The sequence below is a fragment of the Salimicrobium jeotgali genome (genome assembly GCF_001685435.2).
Taxonomy (GTDB): domain Bacteria; phylum Bacillota; class Bacilli; order Bacillales; family Halobacillaceae; genus Salimicrobium; species Salimicrobium album.
In genome coordinates, this window is record NZ_CP011361.2 from 261,209 (window position 1) to 275,750 (window position 14,542).

The window sequence follows — 14,542 nt, forward strand, 5'->3', positions numbered from 1 at the left end:
CTCGTTCAATGGAGGGAAGATATGATTTATGTCAGGAGGATCTGTTTTGAGTAAAGAAGAAACATATATCAATGATTTAATCGACTTTTTGAGTATTCCTTCCATTTCCACGGACGCAGCCTATGAAGCCGAGGTGAGGAAAGGGGCAGAATGGCTCGCTTCCGACCTCAGGAACAGCAGGATGGAAAATGTGGAGATTATGGAAACGGATGGTCATCCGGTAGTGTATGCAGATTGGCTGCATCAGCCTGACAAACCTGTTTTCCTCGTGTATGGCCATTATGACGTACAGCCGGCTGATTCCGTGGAACTGTGGACGTCCGCTCCTTTCCACCCGGAGATCAGGGACGGTAAGCTCTTTGCCCGTGGAGCCACGGATGATAAAGGTCAGGTACTCATCCACGTTAAAGCGATTGCGTCATTAATGGAAGAGGACGGGGAACTGCCTGTCAATATCAAGCTCTGTTTAGAAGGCGAGGAGGAAATAGCCAGCCCCAGCCTCGTCCCTTTCGTTAAGGAGCATAGAGATAAGCTTGCCTGTGACGCCGTGCTTATTTCCGATACTCCGATGATAGACGAAGAGACTCCTGCGATTGTAACCGGTCTCCGGGGCGCTTTGGCGTTTGAAATGGAAGTTTCTACTGCCGCTACCGATCTCCATTCCGGAGCGTACGGGGGAGCGGTACCTAACGCTGCGCATCATCTTGTCAAAGTACTGGACTCTTTCCATGATGAGAGCGGAAGAGTGAATGTCGAAGGATTTTATGAAGGGGTGCCCGAAGTAACGGATGAACTGCGGGAAGAGATGGCGCGTATTCCTTTCCATGAAGAAGCTTTGAAAGGAGAACTCGGGCTCACTTCGTTGTACGGGGAAGAGGGGTACACTCCGCTTGAGCAGATCGGTCTCCGTCCGACATTGGAATTCAACGGAATTACTTCCGGTTATCAGGGTGCGGGTGTGAAAACCGTAATACCCAAAGTGGCCACGGCAAAAGTAAGCTGTCGCCTGACGGGTGAACAGGACCCTTCTCATGTGTTCGAAAAAATCAGGGAGCACGTGGAAGCGACAGCTCCTGCAGGCGCTTCGGTTACTCTTGATAAACAGATAGAAGCGAAAGCAGTGACGGTCGATGCCGGTAATGAGTACATCCAAAAAGCCGGAAAGGCTTATGAACAGTTTTATAAAAACAGAACTCTCTATCCAAAAGAGGGAGGCTCCATACCGATCGTCGAGGTGTTCCGAAATGAACTCGGAGCGGAGCCCGTACTGATGGGATTCGGTCTTCAGTCCGAAAACATGCATGCCCCTGATGAACATTTCCATCTGTCCAATTTTAAAAGGGGAATACAGACAGTGAAAGCGTACTATAAATCTTTTCAGGAAGATTGATCGTTTTTTTTGAAGCAGGCAGCCATCCCGTTCGTGAGGGTTTTGTCCGTTGGGATTTCTGAATAAGCACTCTGTTTTCTTTCCACGATCGGAAAAGGGAGCAGAGTGTTTTAAAATTCAGAAAATTTATAGATAGTATGGTAATAAGGGTTTACAATCCCGGGGAATAAGGAAGACTGATACAGATGCGCAGGGCCCGTGTACAAAATTCCGGAACTTATTGACACCGCTTACACTATCCGCTATAGTGTATGTACAAGTTAAAACGTGTGGTGGAGATTCGGAGATTCACATGAGCAGGCGCATCGGGAGTGGTGTGCTTACTCATGTGAATCTTTTTTTGTCCCCGACCGTTAAACAGACGAAAAGGAGAGGTGACAATGACTGAATTTTTAGCTGAAATAATCGGGACGATGATTCTCATCATATTCGGTGGCGGTGTTGTAGCAGGGGTGGTATTGAAAGGTTCGAAAGCCGAAGGGACAGGCTGGGTACTGATTACGATCGCCTGGGGTCTTGGTGTTACGATGGGAGTATATGCTTCCGGTAACGTCTCCGGGGGACACATCAACCCGGCCGTTACGCTTGGTTTTGCTGCAATAGGAGAATTTCCGTGGGCCAAGGTGCCGATGTACATATCTGCCCAGATCATCGGAGCATTCATCGGCGGTGTGATCGTCTTCCTGAATTACCTTCCCCACTGGCGTGCCACGGAAGATAAAGGAGCAAAACTTGCCGTTTTCTCGACGGATCCGGCAATCCGCAGTCCTTTTTCAAACCTGGTCAGTGAGATTCTTGGTACTTTTGTACTCGTAATGGGGCTACTGTTCATTGGAGCTAACGACTTTACCCAGGGACTCAACCCGGCGATTGTCGGTCTTCTGATCGTAGCTATCGGAATGAGTCTCGGAGGAACGACAGGGTATGCAATCAACCCGGCTCGTGACCTCGGGCCGCGTATCGCCCATGCTTTACTTCCTATTCCGAATAAAGGCGGTTCGGATTGGAGCTATTCCTGGGTCCCTATTCTCGGACCGGTGCTCGGAGGAATCTATGGAGCGATTTTTTACAAAGCGATTTTCCTCAGTGAATATTCCGTAGCTTTCTGGATCAGTTCCGTCATCATTCTGGCGATTCTTATCCTTGCGGCACGATCAGAACTGAAAGAAAAACCGACAAAGGCAGATAATCTGGAAGAGAAACTCAGCTAGAGCTTTGCAAACTTATTTTCTATAATCAATATATTATAAGAAAGGGGAATTATTATGTCAGAGAAGTATATTCTATCCCTGGATCAGGGTACTACAAGTTCAAGAGCCATTCTTTTTAATCAAAAGGGGGAGATTGTCGAAACCGGCCAGAAAGAATTCGAACAGTTCTTCCAGAAACCCGGGTGGGTGGAGCACGATGCTAATGAAATATGGACTTCCGTTCTTTCCTGTATATCCGAGGTTCTGAGAAAATCCGATATTGAACCTAATCAGATTGCCGGAATAGGGATTACCAACCAGCGGGAGACGACAGTCATCTGGGATAAGAACACCGGTAAACCTATCTACCGGGCAGTAGTATGGCAGTCGCGCCAGACCCAGCAGATCTGTAATGATCTCCGGGAACAGGGGTACAATGAGACGTTCCGTGACAAGACCGGGCTGCTGCTCGACCCTTATTTCTCAGGTACGAAAGTAAAATGGATTCTTGATAATGTGGAAGGTGCAAGAGAAAAAGCGGATAACGGCGAGCTGCTCTTCGGAACTATGGATACATGGCTCGTTCATAAGCTTTCAGGCGGGAAAGCCCACGTTACTGATTACTCCAACGCATCCCGTACCCTCATGTTCAACATCCACGAGCTGAAGTGGGATGAGGAACTTCTTGATATTCTGGGTGTTCCGAAAAGCATGCTGCCGGAAGTGAAAAACTCTTCCGAAGTTTATGCGAACACGGTTGATTATCACTTCTTCGGGGAAGAGGTGCCGATTGCCGGTATGGCCGGAGACCAGCAGGCTGCCCTGTTCGGCCAGGCCTGTTTCGACGAAGGAATGGCGAAGAACACGTACGGTACCGGCTGTTTCATGCTTATGAATACCGGTGACAAAGGCGTACAGTCGGAAAACGGGTTGTTGACTACTCTCGCCTGGGGGCTGGACGGTAAAGTCGAGTATGCCCTGGAAGGAAGTATCTTCGTAGCCGGTTCAGCTATCCAGTGGCTCCGCGACGGGCTGAAGCTCATCGAAGACAGCCCAGCCAGTGAACAATATGCAAAAAACGTAGATTCGACCGAAGGAGTTTATATGGTACCGGCGTTTGTAGGACTTGGTACTCCTTACTGGGACAGTGAAGCCAGAGGGGCGATGTTCGGCCTGACACGCGGCACGAAGAAAGATCACGTCATCCGTGCCACACTGGAGTCTCTTGCTTATCAGACGAAGGATGTCCTTAACGCAATGGTTACGGATTCAGGCATCGATGTGAAAAGTCTTCGTGTGGATGGAGGGGCTGTGAGGAACGACTTTCTTATGCAGTTCCAAAGTGACATACTCGATGCACCGGTGGAGCGTCCGGTCGTTCAGGAAACGACAGCCCTGGGTGCCGCTTACCTCGCGGGTCTTGCGGTAGGTTTCTGGGATAGTAAGGATGATATAAGAAAACAATGGAACGTGGAAGAAACTTTTGAACCTGATATGGAAAGTGAAGAAAGAGAAGAGCTTTACAACGGCTGGAAGAAAGCCGTTAAAGCGACGAGAGAATTTAAATAAGTATGATGAAAAGCCACAGTGCCGGACACTGTGGCTTTTTTTATGAGATAGGAAAACACGTTTTCGAGGTTCCGCTTTCCTAACTTTTGGATTAACGTTATAATATTAATTAAAGAAATACGGTTTCAGAGAGGAAGTTAGCGTGTGAGATGGGAAGAACGATTTGACTGGCAGCTGTTTTTTTCAATTCTGGCATTTATAGTTGTCAGTTGTATCGCTTTATATAGTGCCCAGCAGAGTGAACAGTATAACGATCCGTTCGTCACGAGACAACTGGTGTTCTACGGGCTTGGTTTTATCGTCATCGCTGTAATGATGAATTTTGATCCTGAACTTTACCAGAAAGCGAGTATTTATTTATACATTTTCGGCCTGCTTCTGCTTATTGCGCTTATTTTGGCACCTTCTTCCATTGCGCCGGTCATCAAGGGACAGAAAAGCTGGTTTGCCCTGCCGGGACTGTCTATACAACCTTCGGAATTCATGAAGTTCTTCACGATAATGATGCTTGCGAACGTTATATCCAGGCACAACGGCCGTTTTCAGGGAAAAGCTTTTACTTCGGATGTCGTATTGCTTTTAAAAATCATCGGTGTCACCGCGCTGCCTCTTCTTTTGATTATGCAGCAGCCCGATCTCGGGACTTCTCTCGTGTTCATCGCAATAATGGCAGGTATGATTCTTATTTCGGGAATACGGTGGAGAGTGATTGTACCGATTTACTCGGGCATCGCTGTACTTGGAACTACTATTATTTTGCTGGCTCTTCAGGCTCCGCAGTTTCTGGAGAAGTATCTTGGAGTTAAGGAATATCATTTCGGACGTATCTATTCCTGGCTTCAACCACTTAAATATGAAGACTCCTCCGGCTATCAGCTGGTTAAAGCAATGCGTGCCATCGGCTCAGGACAGCTGTACGGAAAAGGCACGGGGGAACGGGAAGTGTATATGCCGGAGAGTCAGACGGATTTCATTTTCAGTATTATAGGGGAGGAGTACGGTTTTCTTGGCTCATGTGTCGTGCTGCTTCTGTTCTTTCTGCTTATTTACAGACTTACCTTTATTGCCCAGCGTGCGAATTCCAACTTCAGTTCTTACGTACTTGTCGGGATTATAGTGATGATCACTTTCCACGTTTTTCAGAATATCGGCATGTCTATTCAGCTCTTGCCAATTACAGGGATCCCTCTGCCATTCATCAGTTACGGCGGGAGTTCTCTGCTGGCGACTCTGATGGCTATGGGCTTCGCTTTTGCCGTCACTTTTCATCATCGTACGTACATGTTCGGGGACTACTGAAGAAGTCACAATCGAATCTGCTGACAAAAAGAGGCATGAATCCGCCAGGAAGTCATGCCTCTCTTTAATAGGTACTTGAAATTAATAGTGAGCTGCTTTAGTATCCTGAACAAAGAAGTCGAATCCGAACGCGGTCAGGAGACCGACAATCAGTACCCAGAGAGCGATACTAATCCCCATCCAGGTGAGCATCCGCCTTTTAGTAGCTCCCATAGCCATCCCGATAAAGGCTGCAATGTGGGTGCCGATAAGAATTGGACCGAGGAGAGCGAAACCGATCACCCCGTATTTTTGAAATAGGCGTACGGCCCGCACACTCCTGCTTGAAGAGCGACCTTTCTCTTCCCGTCGTCGTACATACCATGCCTTTAATTTATCAAACAAAAGGATTACCGGTATAACGGTAAGCATATTTCCCATAAAGCCGACAACCATCACGAGTATGGGAGAGAGCCCCCATACAATGCCGAGTGGTACTACGACAAGCACTTCCAGCCAGGGAGTGGCAGCACCAAGGAAAATAAGTAGATATTTGTATAATAGCACTCCCGTCCCCCCTTTATAATGATTGGATATTAAAATATAAGCGACCGGGAGGCAGTGGGTCAAGCCTTCCGCCCGGGTGCCAGCTTGTTTCTCCCTGTTCTCATAGAGGGAAAGAACTTCAGTTTCCGGAGACGGCCGATCTAATACTGCAATGATCCGGTGATTGACGAATAAGTCTAAAAAAGGGTAGCAGGAATCAGAATCCTGATTCCTGCTACCCGTCCATTGGTCGTACCTTCACCCATTATTGTTTTTTATCGTTGATGTCAGTTACGTTGTCACCCGTACTGCCGGAAGTGCTGGTGTTATCGGAACTTTCACTGCTTGAAAGTTCTTCTTTTGCTTCGCTGGCTTTTTCTCCGACGGATTGAAGTTCGTCACCCGCATCTTTGGCTGTCTCTATCATCTCTTTGGATTCGTTCTGGATGTCCTGTGCGCTTTCTTTAAGCTGATTACCCTGTTCGTCCAGGATCTCCTGAATCTTTTGCACAGCTTCTTTCGTGATGGAGGCAGCACGCTGAATACGGCCGAGCCAGTCATCCTTAACGCCCTGCGGGTCTTCTTTTACGCGGTTAGCGTAGCTAGAGATTTTATTCTTCGCATTGGAAGAACCGGATTTGACACGTTTACGCTCTTCGGAATCTGAAGCGAGAACTACGACTGCGCCTACCAATGCTCCGGAAACCATAGCGAAAGGAAGTTTGTTACCTCTTCTTTTATTATTCTGGCTGTCCTCATAATTTTGTCCCATTATTTATCCCTCTTTCTGTGTCAGATTATTTTCGTAACGGGCAGCACGTGCGGCTTCCTGTCTCAACTGAAGTTTATCGGCTTCGATGGAGTGGTGAACGTCTGAACCTTTCGAATACCGCTCTATACTTTTCCGTTCTTTTTTCAGGCGGCGGTGCGACTGCTGCTTTTGAAAGCGGGTATCCCGGTAAAGGAAGAACCCGCCCACGGCGCCAAGAGCAAAACCGAGACCGGTGAGCCCTGTTTCGAGGTTATTGTCCTGCGCCATTTGTCTGCTCCGGAAGATTGTCTTTCAATGCTTTTCTCTTCTGCACGAGATAATAAGAAAGAGCCATCGCACCGTAGAGCCCGTTCCATCCCTGTTCTCCGACTTTCTCTTCGCCTTCGGAAGTATTCTTCTTCAGAGCATACGTGACGTCCACAAGAGACGACGTAAGCTTACGGGAGGATTCTCCCACATCGCCGACTATATAAAACAGTGGACTCAGTGCACGCAGTTTCTCGTTGACATCTGCAAGGGCATTGTTACTGTTTTTCAGTATGTCGGTCGTTTCATTCATTACTGTATCCAACTGGGAAGGCAGTTCATCGACTGTGCGGTCCACCCCTTTCAGTACGCTGGCCAGATTATTCAAAGTTCTTACTAAAAATATAGCTATGATCGCAAAAGCTATTCCTATAATTAATACACCAATTCCTAAATAATCCATAGTTTACCCCTTTCTTATTTCGTATTTTGTTTCGGACGAACGCGGCGATACTTAGAGTACAACTCGAGAATAGCATCTCCCCATTTCATCGCCTGGGCAACCTGTTCCGAACTGCGGTCAGATGCGTGTGATACGTGACGAGTCAGATTCTCTATTGAATCATTTACGTTCCCTACAGAAGAGCTGACGCTATGTAGAGATTCGAAGACCGGGTCGATCGATTCGCTTTTATGCTGCACATCGTCTGCCAGTCCGTTAGTTTTTCTTACGAGATCCTCGGTTTGGGTAGTCATACCCTCCACCTGTTTCTCCACCGTATCCAGCGTGCTGGAAACATTGTTTAAAATGTCAGTTGCTGCTTTCATAGTTTTAACCAGGAAAATCACGATCAACGCAAAAGATAATGCGATAATTAATAAACTTATGGAAACAAATGACAATGGATCCACCTCCTTCGACTTCTTTTCCTATCATACCACTAAAAAATACTTTTGAAACTCATTAGAAGGAAAGTTTTTCTTAAAAAAATCGGTTAATCGAACCCCGGGATAGGGAAAGAGGGAAGAAGTAAAATGTTATCAAAGGAGGAAGTTCCGTGTTCAAAAAAATGAAAAAGTTCGGTAAAGAACTTATTGAAGAATTTCAGAAAGACGATGTGCCTGTTCTCGCCTCTTCCCAGGCTTATTATTACTTGCTGGCCATCTTCCCGATGCTCATACTTATGTTGTCTTTATTACCTTATTTCTCCATAGACAGTGAGCGGGTTATGGGATTCATCTCCAGCAACGTGCCGGGAGACACGGCAGATATGCTTCGGGAAAACATCGTAAGTGTAGTGGATAAGCCGAGCGGCGGCCTTCTTACAATCGGTATCCTCGGTACGCTCTGGTCGGCATCGAATGGGGTCAACGCATTCATTAAAGCAGCGAACATAGCCTACAATGTGGAAGAGACGAGATCTTTCATTAAAGTAAGGTTGATTTCCATAGGTCTTACGCTCGGCATGATTTTAGCAATCGTTGTCGCGATTATGCTCCCTGTCTTCGGTGATGTAATCATCACTTTTGTGACAGATCTTCTCCGGCTCCCGGACTCTACCGTTATTTTATTTCAGATACTCAGATGGGCTGTCTCTATTATTGTCATGGCTGGAGTACTCATGGCCCTGTACCACATCGCTCCCAATGAAAAAATTCCGTTCAAGAGCATTATACCGGGAGCGCTGACTACTGCAGTACTGTGGCAGGTCATTTCCCTTCTTTTCTCTTTTTACATCAGTAACTTCGGAAACTACTCTGCTACGTACGGAAGCCTCGGAGGTATAATTATACTGATGCTTTGGTTCTTCCTTACAGGCATCATTCTTATGGTCGGTGCGGAGATCAACGTTATCACAAGCAGACACAGACAGTCGAAACATGGATGAGAAGACCGGGTACCCCCGGTCTTTTTATATGCAGAAAATGTATGCAGGTAATACTTTATCCCGTGAAAATATCACGAGTATGTGACAGGATATATAAGAAAATACGAGTTTTTTTAAGAATGGAGCTTTTTAACTTTACTTCAGGGGGTAATTTGATATTATATACATGGATATGATAAATAATTATGTTTGTAAAGGAGGAAGAGACGATGGTTACATCTCTTTTCATAATTTTGTTCACTGTATTTTCGACGTTCGTAGTACTGGCAGCCGGTAATGAGTTCATGACCCGCATGAAGAACCGTGCGGATAGAAATCGTCTTTCTCAGGAACCTCTTCAGCAGCCGGTTTTTGAGACGGGTTCCCGGTAAACCCCCCTCCCGAAAAATATGAAGAAGAACCGGAAACAGTTACCTTAAACCGAACTTCCCATAAATAAGCCCTTTCCGATATTTTTAACGGGAAGGGTTTTGTTTTATTATATAGAGACCTACTGATAAGGCTGGAAGTGAAAAGGGATTGTTTCAATCTGCCCTGGAATGGGTATCTTTCTAACAGAATATTACAGAGGAAGGTGGAATTTTTAATGAAGGAATACGTGGATTATTTAACAGAGTGGCTGCAGAGTAAAATCAAAGACGCCAACGCTAAAGGTGCTGCAGTGGGAGTGAGCGGCGGTCTTGATTCGGCTGTAGTCGTGAACCTCATTAAGCGGGCTTTTCCTGACAACTCCCTCGGAGTGATTATGCCGGTCGGACAGGAAGTGGAAGATCAGAAGGAAGCGGTGGAAACCGTTAAGAAAGCGAATCTTTTTTACCTCGGTATAAACCTGACCGAGTCGTACGAAAAACTTTTCAAAGATATTAAAGGAAACATCGAGAGTCACGGGGAGTGGGTGGAAGACAATGAACAGCTGGGCGGTGCCAATCTTAAAGCCCGTTTAAGAATGAGCACATTGTACGCTGTAGCTGCCAACTACAACTATTTAGTGATCGGTACCGGAAACGCCCCCGAGACGTATACCGGATACTTTACGAAATTCGGGGACGGTGCGGCGGATATTGAACCTCTCTCTCATCTCACCAAGCAGCAGGTAAGGGAAATGGCAAGATACCTTGAAGTACCTGAGTCCGTCATTGAAAGACCGCCGAGTGCTGAGCTCTGGGAAGGTCAGACGGATGAGGATGAACTCGGAGTTACGTACGAAACGATAGATGCTTATCTGCGCGGAGAAACGATTGATGAGAAAGACGAACAAATTATCGAGGGGCTTCACGAGAAAAGTAAACATAAGCGTCACATGCCTGCTGTCCCGCCTGAGGCTCCAAAAGGAGAGTAAACGAAATGAGCAATAAAACAGCTTTATTATTGATCGATTTCATCAACAGCATGGATTTCGACGGGGGAGAGAATCTTCTTCAAAATACGAAAGAGATCGTGCCGGATGTGAAGGCACTGAAACAGGAAGCTAAGGACAACGATGTCCCGGTCATCTATGTCAATGACAACTTCGGCCTGTGGCAGGATCACGTGGAGGACCTGATCAAAGACGTAAAAAAAGGGATCGGACGCCCTGTTATAGAAGAACTGGAGCCGGCAAGGGACGAGTACTTCATACTGAAACCGAAACATTCCGGATTCTATGGGACACAGCTTGATATTCTGCTTCGGCAGCTCGGAATCGAGCAGCTCATCATCAGCGGTATCGCGGGCGACATCTGTACGCTGTTCACCGCAAACGACGCCTATATGCGCGGCTACCATTTATGGGTGCCGGAAAATGTTTCTGCTTCTGAATATAAAGAAGATAACGATAATGCGTTAAGAATTATAAAGCGTTCTCTGCAGGCGAATATTACGTCTACAAAAGATTTCACAATAAGAGAGTTTCTTGATGGAAAAGATAAATAAAATGAAGGCTTCCGGTTCTCCGGCAGCCTTCATTTTTTACTTTCAAGGATTTCTTTCATCACGACAGCGTGATTATATTCTTTTTCCTTCGTGCCATATAAAAGCACAACCCTTCCCCCGTCACTTTTTTCTTTCAGTCGTTGGAGTTCTTCCTGATGATTCCCGTTTTGAAGTTCCTGTTTATAAGAAGAGCGGAACTCTTCAAATTTTTCCTTATCGTGATTGAACCATTTCCGCAGGGAAGAGGAGGGAGCTAATGTTTTTGCCCACTCATCCAGGCCGGCATCTTCCTTGGAGATTCCACGCGGCCATATTCCGTCAATGAGTACACGGTAGCCGCCGAGTTTCGAATCTTCTTCATAAATTCTTTGCAGTACAACAGACATGGACAATCCCCTTTCTTCAATAATTGAATGATTTCCACCTGTTACAGGGGTTTCTGTATTCTATATTTAGGGGTTTTCCCCGATTCCCGAAACTTACACGTAAATATAGAATAGAAGAAGGAGGGGAAGCAGATGCCTGATGTATCCATTCATAATTTTTACGAACAGCTTCTCGAAGAAGCATCCTTTGATTTACATGAGCGTTACAGTCAATTGCTGACTGGCCTCAAGTGGAAAATGGACGAAGAAGATGCTTTGCTTATATCCTATATCATTGAAGATATGCGTGAGCGGTCTTCGTATTATTCCCCTGTATCTCTCAGGAAGCTGGGGGTGTACCGCGCGTGGAGGACTTACGCAAACCAACTTGGGAAACGGCATGGTATCCGTATATTATTCGAGGAAACTGCTTGTCATGTATGGAATGAAGACAATCCTATAATATTCCGTTTTCTTCAGAAACTGATACAGATCGTCGTCAGCGAAGGCGGCACGGAAGAAATAAGAGTTTTTGTTGAGGGTAATAGTTTGCTATTATTATATGAAAAAGAATTGTATAGAAGCATGAAAGAAGATTTTTTAAAAAAATTCGCTGTCTTTGCGGGCGTCGAGGTTTCCGTTCAGGAAAAGGAGAGCACTGTCGCCTGGGTAGTGAAAAGAGAGGAGGGGCCTCATGATTTCAATACTAATTGTGGATGATCATGCTGTAGTGCGTTCAGGGCTGCGTATGCTGCTGGAGGCACAGGAGAATCTGGAAGTGGCAGGTGAAGCCTCGGAAGGTAACGAAGCCTACGCCATGACAGAGGAACAACGTCCGGACCTTGTACTTATGGATTTGTCGATGCCTCATGGGAAGGATGGACTTTCCGCAACGTCCGAGATTAAAAATAAATTTCCTGAAACGAACGTCCTTGTTCTGACTATGCACGACGATGAGGAGTATTTGTTCAGGGCGATTCAGCTGGGTGCTTCCGGATGCATATTGAAAAATGCTCCTCACGATGAGCTGATCAAAGCGATACATCAGGTTTCAAAAGGGGATGCCTATCTCTACCCTTCCGCAACGAAACGGCTGATGGAAGAGTATATGACGAAGGTGGAAAAAGGGAAAGAAGGAGATCGTTTTTCTTTACTTTCGGATCGGGAAAAAGAAGTTCTTGCTCTGGTGGCTAAAGGTTATTCCAATAAAGAAACCGGGGAAAAACTGATCATCAGTGTGAAAACGGTGGAAGCGCACAAAGCGAACGTGATGGAAAAACTCCAGTTGAAGACGAGACCGGAGCTGGTAGAGTATGCGTGGAAAAAAGGGCTGTTTGGCTATTCGATATAAGGAGCGATGAGTGTGGAAGTACTACTCCGGGAAATTAAAAAGAACCTTCAGGCCGACGTTGTGGCGATAGCAGAATGGAAGAAGAAAGAGGCCTCTATCCAATGGAGTCACACAATCGGCATGAATACTAATAAACATCTGCACGTTCGTATCCTTTACGGTCTGGGTATCGTCGGCAAAGTGATGCAGTCCGGCACGCCTATGTACTACTATTCAGATGCAGAAGCTCACGAGGACCCTCTCGTATATTCGGAGTCCCTGAAATCATTTTTCCTCGTTCCTCTCGCTTCAGGCGCCAGTCTTCCGAGCGTAATGATGGTCGGGTATCGAACACCGGTTGACCTGCCCGGAGAGAAGCAGTGGGCTCTTTGGCGAAACCTGTTAACAGAGAAGTTGAAAGGGGGAGAACCGTTATGAAAAGTCCGATAACATCGTTCGCATCTATCCAGGAAGGTCTTTTTTTATTTGATAAAACAGGAGAAGTGTTATTTGCTAACGAACAGGCCTGGCAGATGGCTCGTTCTTCGGTTACGGATATAGAAGATGTGTTTCTTGATTTTTCGCAGGAAGAGCTTGAAAAGTGTGAAAAGAACGTACTGCTTGATAAACATCTCCTGCTTGCCGACGGGCAAACGATTCCCGTGCTGGTGGTCGTATACGAAAAAGACGATATGTACATCGTAACGCTTAGCAACATACGGGAGCGGAGCCGCATTGCCCCGGATTTTTATCAGCCGCTAAAAGAGCTTCTTGACATTAAATACGCTCTTGACGAATCTTCTATTGTGGCAGTGACGGACCAGCGCGGGCGCATTAAATACGTTAACCGGAAGTTTTGTGAAGTGTCTAAATATGAACCGGGAGAACTGATTGGGAAAGATCACCGTGTCTTAAACTCAGGTACCCATTCGAAAGAGTTTTTTAAACAACTCTGGAAGACGATCGGTACCGGTAACGTATGGCGCGGCGAAATTTGCAACAGGACGAAGGACGGGGGCTTCTACTGGGTGGAAACAACTATTGTACCTTTTCTGAAAGAGGATGGAAAGCCGTATCAGTATTTGGCTATCAGGAATGAAATAACGGCAAGAAAACAGTTCGAACAGGAACTGAAAGAAATGGCGACGAGGATTCTTTCTGTACAGGAAGAAGAGAAGCGACGCCTGTCCCGGGAATTACATGACGGGATCGGCCAGAATCTGTACAGTCTTCTCATCGGCCTTCAGCGGTTACAACAGGAAGGTACAACCCCTCTCGTTGACAGCATGGAAGAAGAAGTGAGCAGTATCATTCAAAAGGTGCGTGATATCTCCTGGGAACTTAGGCCTTCAACGCTCGACGAGCTCGGTCTGATCCCGGCGATACGATCGTTTGTGAACAGGCACCGGGAAGCATACGGAATGGAAGCGAATTTCAGAACTACACTGACAACGCGTCTGGACCCGGAGACGGAAACCGCGATTTACCGTATTGTGCAGGAGTCTATGACGAATGCACGTAAGTATGCAGGAGTAGAAGAAGTGAAGGTTGAAATTGAGGAAAACCTGGACTATATTTCCCTGGTCGTCCGCGACGAGGGGGAAGGCTTCGATAAACGCCGGACAGAAAGAGGGGTAGGGACCTTCAGCATGCAGGAAAGGGCCCGATCGGCAGGTGGTGAACTCACTGTTTACTCCAGACCGGGAGAGGGCACGACTGTTAAAGCTACGTTCCCTAAAAATATGTAAAAACTTCAGAATCAGAACGCTTTTTATACCTGGATGCAGGGGGTGAACTTTGCTGAAACAACTATTCACTACCCCTCCGGGTTTTTTTAATTTATAGGGGATTACCTTCATAAAGATGAGGGGATTCCCCGATAGCTATTCGAACCCTTTCTTTTTATAATTGAAAAGAAAGGGGGAAGACAGGCATGAAAAAAGAACCGTCTCTGAAAGGAACGCTGGTTAGCGTGTTCGTGGTCGGATTCATTATCGTTGCTATGTGGATAGGGGTATATACCCTGTATATCGGTCGTTTATAAAGGAGGGTGTTT

General features: G+C 46.3%; 19 protein-coding genes. 13 read left to right on the forward strand and 6 right to left on the reverse strand.

Annotated elements, in window-relative coordinates:
- Window positions 1-46: 46 nt before the first annotated feature.
- The 4 genes from AAV35_RS01365 to AAV35_RS01380 all read left to right on the forward strand — a co-directional run bounded on the left by AAV35_RS01365 (window position 47) and on the right by AAV35_RS01380 (window position 5,448).
- A complete protein-coding gene (locus AAV35_RS01365; RefSeq protein ID WP_008589158.1) occupies window positions 47-1,390 on the forward strand; it encodes a dipeptidase in 1,344 nt (447 codons plus the stop codon).
- A gap of 380 nt (window positions 1,391-1,770) precedes the next feature.
- Entirely contained in the window at window positions 1,771-2,601 is an 831-nt protein-coding gene (locus AAV35_RS01370) for an MIP/aquaporin family protein (RefSeq protein WP_008589160.1), read from the forward strand.
- 54 nt (window positions 2,602-2,655) lie between these two features.
- The gene (glpK, locus tag AAV35_RS01375) at window positions 2,656-4,149 is read left to right on the forward strand and encodes a glycerol kinase GlpK (protein WP_008589161.1); all 1,494 of its coding nucleotides are present in this window, start codon (window positions 2,656-2,658) and stop codon (window positions 4,147-4,149) included.
- A gap of 144 nt (window positions 4,150-4,293) precedes the next feature.
- A complete protein-coding gene (locus AAV35_RS01380) occupies window positions 4,294-5,448 on the forward strand; it encodes an FtsW/RodA/SpoVE family cell cycle protein (RefSeq protein ID WP_008589163.1) in 1,155 nt (384 codons plus the stop codon).
- 81 nt (window positions 5,449-5,529) lie between these two features.
- Here the strand turns inward: AAV35_RS01380 and AAV35_RS01385 are convergent, their stop codons facing one another.
- The 5 genes from AAV35_RS01385 to AAV35_RS01405 form a co-directional block, all read right to left on the reverse strand.
- A complete protein-coding gene (locus AAV35_RS01385; protein WP_008589165.1) occupies window positions 5,530-5,994 on the reverse strand; it encodes a small multi-drug export protein in 465 nt (154 codons plus the stop codon).
- A 244-nt stretch (window positions 5,995-6,238) separates the two neighbouring features.
- The gene (locus tag AAV35_RS01390) at window positions 6,239-6,745 is read right to left on the reverse strand and encodes a hypothetical protein (RefSeq protein WP_008589167.1); all 507 of its coding nucleotides are present in this window, start codon (window positions 6,743-6,745) and stop codon (window positions 6,239-6,241) included.
- A 3-nt stretch (window positions 6,746-6,748) separates the two neighbouring features.
- Window positions 6,749-7,012: a hypothetical protein gene (locus AAV35_RS01395; protein ID WP_008589169.1), complete on the reverse strand. Its 264-nt coding sequence runs from the start codon at window positions 7,010-7,012 to the stop codon at window positions 6,749-6,751.
- A complete protein-coding gene (locus tag AAV35_RS01400) occupies window positions 6,996-7,454 on the reverse strand; it encodes a DUF948 domain-containing protein (RefSeq protein WP_008589172.1) in 459 nt (152 codons plus the stop codon). Before AAV35_RS01400 ends, AAV35_RS01395 begins: the two co-directional genes overlap by 17 nt.
- 14 nt (window positions 7,455-7,468) lie before the next feature.
- Window positions 7,469-7,894: a DUF948 domain-containing protein gene (locus AAV35_RS01405; RefSeq protein WP_008589174.1), complete on the reverse strand. Its 426-nt coding sequence runs from the start codon at window positions 7,892-7,894 to the stop codon at window positions 7,469-7,471.
- 155 nt (window positions 7,895-8,049) lie between these two features.
- On the opposite strand from AAV35_RS01405, the gene AAV35_RS01410 reads away from it, so the two are divergent.
- From AAV35_RS01410 to AAV35_RS01420, 4 genes are all read left to right on the forward strand, one after another.
- A complete protein-coding gene (locus AAV35_RS01410; RefSeq protein ID WP_008589177.1) occupies window positions 8,050-8,880 on the forward strand; it encodes a YihY/virulence factor BrkB family protein in 831 nt (276 codons plus the stop codon).
- A 209-nt stretch (window positions 8,881-9,089) separates the two neighbouring features.
- Complete coding sequence (locus AAV35_RS14280; RefSeq protein WP_156330860.1) at window positions 9,090-9,251, forward strand: hypothetical protein; 162 nt, start codon at window positions 9,090-9,092, stop codon at window positions 9,249-9,251.
- Between the two features lie 215 nt (window positions 9,252-9,466).
- On the forward strand, window positions 9,467-10,219 hold the full coding sequence (gene nadE / locus AAV35_RS01415) for an NAD(+) synthase (RefSeq protein ID WP_008589178.1): 753 nt from the start codon (window positions 9,467-9,469) through the stop codon (window positions 10,217-10,219).
- Window positions 10,220-10,224: 5 nt separating this feature from the next.
- Window positions 10,225-10,791: a cysteine hydrolase family protein gene (locus AAV35_RS01420; RefSeq protein ID WP_008589180.1), complete on the forward strand. Its 567-nt coding sequence runs from the start codon at window positions 10,225-10,227 to the stop codon at window positions 10,789-10,791.
- Between the two features lie 29 nt (window positions 10,792-10,820).
- Here the strand turns inward: AAV35_RS01420 and AAV35_RS01425 are convergent, their stop codons facing one another.
- Window positions 10,821-11,177 carry a DUF488 domain-containing protein gene (locus tag AAV35_RS01425; RefSeq protein ID WP_008589183.1) on the reverse strand — a complete coding sequence of 119 codons (357 nt, stop codon included), beginning with the start codon at window positions 11,175-11,177 and terminating at the stop codon, window positions 10,821-10,823.
- 132 nt (window positions 11,178-11,309) lie between these two features.
- Between AAV35_RS01425 and AAV35_RS01430 the strand changes: the two genes are divergently transcribed.
- The 5 genes from AAV35_RS01430 to AAV35_RS01450 all read left to right on the forward strand — a co-directional run bounded on the left by AAV35_RS01430 (window position 11,310) and on the right by AAV35_RS01450 (window position 14,530).
- Window positions 11,310-11,876, forward strand: coding sequence for a hypothetical protein (locus AAV35_RS01430; protein ID WP_008589185.1), 567 nt, complete (start codon window positions 11,310-11,312; stop codon window positions 11,874-11,876).
- The gene (locus AAV35_RS01435) at window positions 11,851-12,507 is read left to right on the forward strand and encodes a response regulator (protein ID WP_008589186.1); all 657 of its coding nucleotides are present in this window, start codon (window positions 11,851-11,853) and stop codon (window positions 12,505-12,507) included. The genes AAV35_RS01430 and AAV35_RS01435 overlap by 26 nt, the downstream gene beginning before the upstream one ends.
- A gap of 12 nt (window positions 12,508-12,519) precedes the next feature.
- Entirely contained in the window at window positions 12,520-12,924 is a 405-nt protein-coding gene (locus AAV35_RS01440; protein ID WP_008589188.1) for a GAF domain-containing protein, read from the forward strand.
- The gene (locus AAV35_RS01445; RefSeq protein WP_008589190.1) at window positions 12,921-14,234 is read left to right on the forward strand and encodes a PAS domain-containing sensor histidine kinase; all 1,314 of its coding nucleotides are present in this window, start codon (window positions 12,921-12,923) and stop codon (window positions 14,232-14,234) included. The genes AAV35_RS01440 and AAV35_RS01445 overlap by 4 nt, the downstream gene beginning before the upstream one ends.
- Before the next feature lie 185 nt (window positions 14,235-14,419).
- Window positions 14,420-14,530, forward strand: coding sequence for a hypothetical protein (locus tag AAV35_RS01450; RefSeq protein WP_008589193.1), 111 nt, complete (start codon window positions 14,420-14,422; stop codon window positions 14,528-14,530).
- Window positions 14,531-14,542: the final 12 nt, after the last annotated feature.

Excerpts from the sequence above, each read along its gene's own strand:
- AAV35_RS01370 (WP_008589160.1), top strand. The coding sequence starts at position 1,771 with ATGACTGAATTTTTAGCTGAAATAATCGGGACGATGATTCTCATCATA.
- glpK (WP_008589161.1), top strand. The coding sequence starts at position 2,656 with ATGTCAGAGAAGTATATTCTATCCCTGGATCAGGGTACTACAAGTTCA.
- AAV35_RS01390 (WP_008589167.1), bottom strand. The coding sequence starts at position 6,745 with ATGGGACAAAATTATGAGGACAGCCAGAATAATAAAAGAAGAGGTAAC.
- AAV35_RS01395 (WP_008589169.1), bottom strand. The coding sequence starts at position 7,012 with ATGGCGCAGGACAATAACCTCGAAACAGGGCTCACCGGTCTCGGTTTT.
- AAV35_RS01400 (WP_008589172.1), bottom strand. The coding sequence starts at position 7,454 with ATGGATTATTTAGGAATTGGTGTATTAATTATAGGAATAGCTTTTGCG.
- AAV35_RS14280 (WP_156330860.1), top strand. The coding sequence starts at position 9,090 with ATGGTTACATCTCTTTTCATAATTTTGTTCACTGTATTTTCGACGTTC.
- nadE (WP_008589178.1), top strand. The coding sequence starts at position 9,467 with ATGAAGGAATACGTGGATTATTTAACAGAGTGGCTGCAGAGTAAAATC.
- AAV35_RS01420 (WP_008589180.1), top strand. The coding sequence starts at position 10,225 with ATGAGCAATAAAACAGCTTTATTATTGATCGATTTCATCAACAGCATG.
- AAV35_RS01425 (WP_008589183.1), bottom strand. The coding sequence starts at position 11,177 with ATGTCTGTTGTACTGCAAAGAATTTATGAAGAAGATTCGAAACTCGGC.
- AAV35_RS01430 (WP_008589185.1), top strand. The coding sequence starts at position 11,310 with ATGCCTGATGTATCCATTCATAATTTTTACGAACAGCTTCTCGAAGAA.
- AAV35_RS01435 (WP_008589186.1), top strand. The coding sequence starts at position 11,851 with ATGATTTCAATACTAATTGTGGATGATCATGCTGTAGTGCGTTCAGGG.
- AAV35_RS01445 (WP_008589190.1), top strand. The coding sequence starts at position 12,921 with ATGAAAAGTCCGATAACATCGTTCGCATCTATCCAGGAAGGTCTTTTT.
- AAV35_RS01450 (WP_008589193.1), top strand. The coding sequence starts at position 14,420 with ATGAAAAAAGAACCGTCTCTGAAAGGAACGCTGGTTAGCGTGTTCGTG.